Raw genomic sequence first — 6,763 nt, forward strand, 5'->3', positions numbered from 1 at the left:
TTTAAATTTTAAAATTTAAAAAGCTCGTGAAGTTTGCCTGCAGAAATTTCTCTTTAAATTTAAAACGCGGCCACATAGATATATGCAGCCGCGCGGAATTTGAGTAGCGGATCGAAGCTCTAAATTTAGATAATCTACAAAGCCTTTGCGATCAGCTCGTTTACGTTTTTGATAAACTCGCTCGGATTTTCAAGCTCCTGCCCCTCGCTAAGGCGTGCCAGATCGTAGATTATCTCGGCTACTTGCGGCAGCATCAGTTTATCGGCCTGCAGCTTTTTGATGATCTCGTGATCTGCATTGATCTCCAAAATCGGCTTTACAGGCGGCAGATTGCGGTTTCCCATCTGCTTAAGCAGCTGCTGCGTCGCAAAATCGGGATCGTTCTCGTCAAAAACAAGGCAGGAAAGCGAGCCGTTTAGACGCGATGAAATTTTAACATCCTTGACGCGTTCGCCTAAAATTTCTTTGATCTTTGCAGCGATCTCTTTGGCTTGCGGCGTCGCGGCATCGCCCTCCGAAGCTTCTTGCTTGATCGAAGTCGCGTTTTTTACAGGCGTCTTATCAAACTCAAAAACGCCCGGCATCACGATCGTATCGATCTCATCGTCGCAGAGCAGCACCTCCGTGCCCTCGGCGTTAAATTTCTCGATCAGAGGCGAGCTTTTAAGCATCGCGGCGCTGTTTCCCGCGATATAATAGATCTCTTTTTGTTCCGCGCCCATTTTTTCCTTATATTCGCCAAGAGTGATGAGCCCCTCTCGCAGGTTTGATTTGAAAAGACAAAGTTTTAAAATTTCCTCTTTGTTTGCGCCGAAGCCGTAAAGCCCCTCTTTCAAAACCTTGCCGAATAATTCGTAAAATTTTATGTATTTTTCGCGATCGTTCTGCAAAAGCTTCTGCAGCTCGGATAGAATTTTTTTCACGCTCTGTTCGCGGACGTAGGCTAGAATTCGATTTTCTTGTAAAATTTCGCGGCTTACGTTTAGCGGCAGATCCTCGACGTCCATTATGCCGCGCACGAAGCGCAGATAGCTAGGCAGCAGCTCTTTGGCGTCATCGGTGATAAAAACGCGCTTGACGTAGAGCTTAACGCCGCTTTGATAATCGACGCGGTATAGATCGAAGGGCTCGCTGCTCGGCACGTAAAAAAGCGTCGTGTATTCGTGCGTGCCCTCGGCCTTGGTGTGGATGTAAAACAGCGGATCGCCGCTATCGTGGCTGATCTGCTTGTAAAATTCATTGTAATCGCCAGACTTTAGGCTGCTTTTTGGCAGCTGCCAAAGCGCGCTCGCACGGTTGATCTGGACGTTTTTGATTTCGCTATGTCCCTGCTCGCCCTCTTTTTGCGCGGGTACGTATTCTTCTTTATCCATAAAGATCGGATAGGGGATGTGGTTGGAGTATTTTTTGATGATGCCTTCTAGCCTATATTCGTCCAAAAACTCCTCATCTTTCATATGCAGAATTATCGTCGTGCCGAAGTCCTCTTTTTGCGCCTTTTCGATCGCGTAGTTGCTCGCGTCGCTGCTCCATTTATAGCCGTCCTGCGAGAGCGGCTTGCGGCTGATAACATCGATACGATCTGCAACCATAAACGCCGAATAAAACCCGACACCGAACTGCCCGATGAGGTTGCTGTCCTTCGCCGCATCGCCGCTAAGGCTCGCCATAAAGCCCTTCGTGCCGCTGCGCGCTATAGTGCCTAGATTGCTCTCGAGCTCAGCCTCGTCCATACCGATGCCGTTGTCGCCGATGCTTAGCGTTTTGACCTCTTTGTCGATCTTTATATCGATGCGCGGCACATACGAAAGCGCCTTGTAATCGTCATTCGTAAGGCTTAGGTAATTTAATTTATCCAGCGCGTCGCTCGCGTTTGAGATCAGCTCGCGCAGAAAAATCTCCTTGTTTGAATAAAGCGAATGGATCATCAAATTTAGCAGATCATTCACTTCGGTCTTAAATTTTTTCTTTGCCATTATGCGATCCTTTTTGAAAATTTTAGCAGATTATATCATGGAGTGCTAATCTTGTCAAGAGAAGAATAAATAAACTTGATATGAATCCTATCAAGTTTTGGAAATTTACGCGCCCGAAGTATGCAAAATTTAAACGGACTGCGGCCGATCCTCGCAAGAACCGGCTCAAATTTGATGACGTATTTACGCTAAATTTGGGCCCCCAAGCGTCGTTTTTTAAAAAATTCAAAATAAGATGATATAATCCACCCGTTTTCAATGCGATTTTGATGATAAAGCCCGGTGTTTAACCGACTAAAACAAAATTTATCGAGCAAAAAGGATTTCATTTGAATAACGAAGAAATTATACGGCGCATAAATGAGCTGAGAGAAAAGCGGAGCAAAAATTTAAAGAGTTCAAACGAAAATATCTGCGAAGCGGATGACAATGCAGATCTGAATACGGACGCTACCATAAATTTAACCGAAAAATCAGGCGCAGGTTCGGCCGCAAATTTAAGCCAAAAACCGAGCCCTAAGCCTTCCGTCGCTACTTTAATGGGTAGGCAATCGTTCAAAGACGCGGATCTCCACACTCCGCACAAAAATCGCTCTACGCTAAAAATACTCCCTCTCGTCATCGTATGTATAGTCGCGGTTTTTATAGCGATAAAAGCGCCTTTTCGCACGGAGATTTTAAATGAAACCCGAATTCCTATCAATCAAGCAAACGAAGACGCAAATAAAAATCCTAAAGAAATTTCTATTCGCACCAAAGACGGCACTTTAAAAATGAAAAATCCCGTAAGATTTCGCGAAGATTGCGACAGCGGGGATGGCGATGCCTGCGCCGTGCTTTCGAGCCTACTACTATTAAATGGCGAAATTTCGCAAGATGGCGCCAAAGAGTTGCTTAAAAAAGGCTGCTACGATCTTAACGGTGGCGAAAGCTGCACGAGACTTGCAGGCTACGAGGATAGAGATTCGCAAGAGGGCAGAAAACTGTATAAAAAAGCATGCAAGCTCGGTAACGGCGAAGGCTGCTTTATGTTCGGTTACGTCGCGTATTTTGATGACGATGACAAAGAAACGGGTACGCGATACTTTGAGCGATCGTGCGAGTTGCGATTTGCGGAGGCGTGCTATTTTCTAGTCGGAATTTATTCAAATGATCCGGCAAAATCGCAAAGATATCAGGCTCTGTTTGAAAAATATCAACAAGAAAACGACGATGCGATAATCAGCTTTAGGCGCAGATAATTTTTAAACACACTTTTGCACGGCTCCGTTTGCGAGTTTAAATTTGCGCAAATCAAAAGATGTCCTTTGCTCAGCAAGCATACAAATTTTAAATTTTTACTCAAACCCAAGCGCCGCGTCAAATTTACACAAACGCAAAAAGTAAAATTTAATCAGTTTATAAATTTAAAGCCTCTCGCAGAGATCGCCTTAAATTTACGCAAGCTCATACTGTCCGGCGCGCTTTTAAATTTTACTCATCACATCGTCGATTATCGCTTGCGCGCCGTTTCGATCTGCAAGCTCAAGCAGCCCTTTGCTTGCGGGCGCCACATCAAAGCTCTCAATCAAGCTCAAAATCCGCTCGCCGCTTGCGTCCTCTTGACGTAAAATTTCGCAAAGTCCGCGCTCTTTAAGAAATTTCGCGTTATAAAACTGATGATCCGCCGCCGCGAACGGAAACGGCACGAATATCGCCGGTAGACCGTTTGCACAGAGCTCCCACAGCGTGCTTGCGCCGCTGCGTCCGACGCAAAGATCGGCGCTTGCGATGAGCTCGTGCATGTTTTTGCAAAAGCCTACGAGCTGTACATCTAGGCCCTGCTGCGCGTAGATCTGCGAGATGCGCTCAAACTCGCGCTCGCCGCACTGGTGAATCACGCCGTAGCCGAGGCTCAAAAGCTTGGGCGCAAGCTCCACGGCAAGCGAGTTGATAAAGCTCGCTCCCTGCGAGCCGCCCAAAAAAATGACCCTCTTAAGCGCCATGCGCGGCCGCGCCGTCTCGAAAAAAATATCCGCGATCGGATAAGCAAACGCAGGCTTTTCATAGGAGCTGTAAAACGCGCGCGCAAAGGGCCTCAGCAGGCGGTTGAGCCGCCCGCAAACGGCGTTTTGCTCGTGGATAAAAAACGGCACGCGAGAAAGGATCGCCGCGATGGATGCGGGCGCCGAGCTGTATCCGCCCACGCTGATGAGCGCGCGGACGCCGTTTTGCTTTAAAATTTTACGCGCCGCAAGCGAGAGGCGCAGGATATTTAGCAGCGAGGCTAGCTTGGCAAAGCCCTTTTTATCGACTACGCCCGAGCTTTGCAAAAAATAGGTGCGCGCAAAAAGCTCGCTATTTTCAAACCACGCGCGATCCTGCCCGCGGTTTGAGCCGATGAAGATCGCCCTGATGCCCTGCTTCGCAAGATGGGCGGCTAAATTTTTAGCGATTATAAGATGCCCGCCGGTGCCGCCGCCGCTGATTGCTATGACCATACTTTTCCTTTAAATTTATAAAATTTCGCGCTTAAATTTTAGCCTCGGCGCGCTTTGGAGTAGAATTTTAAGCGCAAATTCGGCTCTAAATTTTACGCCTAAATTTAAAACCGCGCCCACCGAACTTGCCGCACTCGCCCAAAAGCCCGCAAAAGTTTTAAAATTTTGCCCTTTTCGACGCCATCAAAACGAGCCCCACCGCAAACGATGCCGCGAGCAGATGGCTGCCGCCGTAGCTTAGAAACGGCACGGCGATACCCTTAACCGGCGAGATCGACGTAATGCCGTAGGAATTGATAATGAACGAAAAGAAAAACATAAAGCCGATACCTAGGCAAAAGAGGAAATTTACGTTACTCGGCGACTTGCTCGCAGTCTGAAAGATGCGAAATAGCATCGCATAAAATAGCGCCACGATGAGTAAAATCCCGATAAATCCCCACTCCTCGGCGATACCTGCAAGCACGAAGTCGGTATGTACCTCGCTTAGATAGCCGAGCTTAAAGCTTCCAAGCCCAAGTCCCTGCCCGAAAAACTCGCCGTTGTTTATCGCATTTAGCGAGTGTCCGACCTGATACGGCGCGCTAGCGTCCTCTATACGCAGCCCTGCGGCTGTTTCGGGCGACATAAACGACAGTACGAAATCCTGCACGCCGCCCCACCACGAGCGCACGCGATCGACCCTGTGCGCGCTCGTGACGATAAAAACGTAAGCAAGCCCCAAAATCCCCATAAAGCTAAAGCCGATGAGCTTAAAGCTCGTGCCCGCGAAAAGCGACATAAAAATCATCGTAAGCCCCAGCACCGCGACTTGCCCCAGATCGTTTTGCACGATGGCGACTAGGATCACCACAAAGCCGAAAAGCGCTACGTAAGGAAGCAGCGTCGCGATCTCGCGCCCGATACTTTTTTTGGAGTGATCGAGCTTGCGCGAGAAGCTCCACGCCAAAAAGTAGATGAAGCCCACTTTGAAAAATTCCACCGGCGCTAGGTTAAAAAACGGCAGCCTGATCCAGCGCGCCGCGCCGTTGACGTCGGCAACCAAGGACTTGGGCAAAAAGCCCATCGCAAGCATCAAAATCCCCATGATCGCAAAAAGCGACATGCACACCGGCGTTAGGCATTTATCGGGATCGGCGCGCGAGACGATCCACATCACCGCGATGCATGCGATCCCTACCGCGCACTGACGATAAAAAAAATGCAGTGGCGTAGCACCCAGCAGAAGCACCGTATATGAGCTCAGCGACAGCGAAAATATCATGCCGATCGTAATGAGCGCGCAGGTGAAGTAATATAGCCATTTATCGGTTCTCAATCGTCTCTCCGTTTTAAAATTTATTCGCATTTACGTGCGCCGTGCACGCTTCGTCCGCCGCACGATGTTTTGAAACCTCGTATCGCGCCGGTGCCGCACGGCGCCGATCGTGGCACCGCCTTTTGGTGTACAGCGCGATCGCGCATCTTTTACGCGTGGCACGATCACACATTGTCTTTTGGAACGCAGCACGATCGTGCGTCTTTGACGCGCGGCGCGAATTTTATTCTCGCGCATAGGCGGCTTTGCGGTGCATGCTGCAGGATAGTGCGCCGTAAAGCACAGCCACGTCCTGCGTCGCCGCAAGTACGCATTTTACCTTCGCGCATCGTGCAGCCTTTCGACGTACACTGCCACGCCGTACGTAGAGCGCAACCTCGCACTATCTTTTAATACACAGGCGGGTGCATTCTACTCTGGCAGGCGTATCGCGGCGACTTTCGGCACGCGATACAAGGTCGCAAATCACAACTGCGCAAAATCGCGCGCTACTCGTGCGCGATAGTTGCAAAATTTTACGCGCAACATCCATTACAAACATGCTCGCATGCCGATCGATTTTCAGCGCCCGGACGATGCAAAACGTGCTGCATCTCACAATACAGCCGCACCGCAAAACATATCGCAAATGTACCCACTTTGTATTGTAAAAACACGCCCACGCAAAACACCGCGCGCCAAACAGCTCGTCGCACCGCTTGCGATGCACCAATTTTGACGTGCGGCACAGGCGCTCGCACTGCAAATTAGCCGCTGCGCACGACCGCAATACTCCTCTCCCAGCCTTCAGCGTGCGGCGAACTTTTCACTCATGTACTCACGCACGGCAAGCCAATACTCCGGCAGTTTCTCCCGCTCGCGCAATTACAAACGCTTCATATCGTCGTGGCGCGATTTAAAATTCAGGTCCGCTACGGCAAATTTTTAAATTTCAAAATTCCAAAGCCCAAAAAGAAGCAAAATTTTAAAATTTGCAGGGCTCTATAAAT

Annotated in this window: 4 protein-coding genes; 1 reads left to right on the forward strand and 3 read right to left on the reverse strand. The window is 49.0% G+C overall.

Translation table 11 applies throughout. The features are described 5' to 3' along the window. Window positions 1-134 precede the first annotated feature (134 nt). Entirely contained in the window at window positions 135-1,976 is a 1,842-nt protein-coding gene (gene htpG, locus Q0620_RS02465; RefSeq protein ID WP_298783074.1) for a molecular chaperone HtpG, read from the reverse strand. A gap of 329 nt (window positions 1,977-2,305) precedes the next feature. Here htpG and Q0620_RS02470 point away from each other — a divergent pair, with 329 nt between their 5' ends. Further along, window positions 2,306-3,217: a hypothetical protein gene (locus Q0620_RS02470; protein ID WP_298783075.1), complete on the forward strand. Its 912-nt coding sequence runs from the start codon at window positions 2,306-2,308 to the stop codon at window positions 3,215-3,217. A 225-nt stretch (window positions 3,218-3,442) separates the two neighbouring features. On the opposite strand, the gene murG is transcribed toward Q0620_RS02470, so the two are convergent. After that, the gene (gene murG / locus Q0620_RS02475; RefSeq protein ID WP_298783076.1) at window positions 3,443-4,456 is read right to left on the reverse strand and encodes an undecaprenyldiphospho-muramoylpentapeptide beta-N-acetylglucosaminyltransferase; all 1,014 of its coding nucleotides are present in this window, start codon (window positions 4,454-4,456) and stop codon (window positions 3,443-3,445) included. Window positions 4,457-4,613: 157 nt separating this feature from the next. Then, on the reverse strand, window positions 4,614-5,774 hold the full coding sequence (locus tag Q0620_RS02480) for an FtsW/RodA/SpoVE family cell cycle protein (RefSeq protein WP_297904610.1): 1,161 nt from the start codon (window positions 5,772-5,774) through the stop codon (window positions 4,614-4,616). Window positions 5,775-6,763: the final 989 nt, after the last annotated feature.

The sequence above is a fragment of the uncultured Campylobacter sp. genome (genome assembly GCF_938017615.1).
Lineage (GTDB): Bacteria > Campylobacterota > Campylobacteria > Campylobacterales > Campylobacteraceae > Campylobacter_B.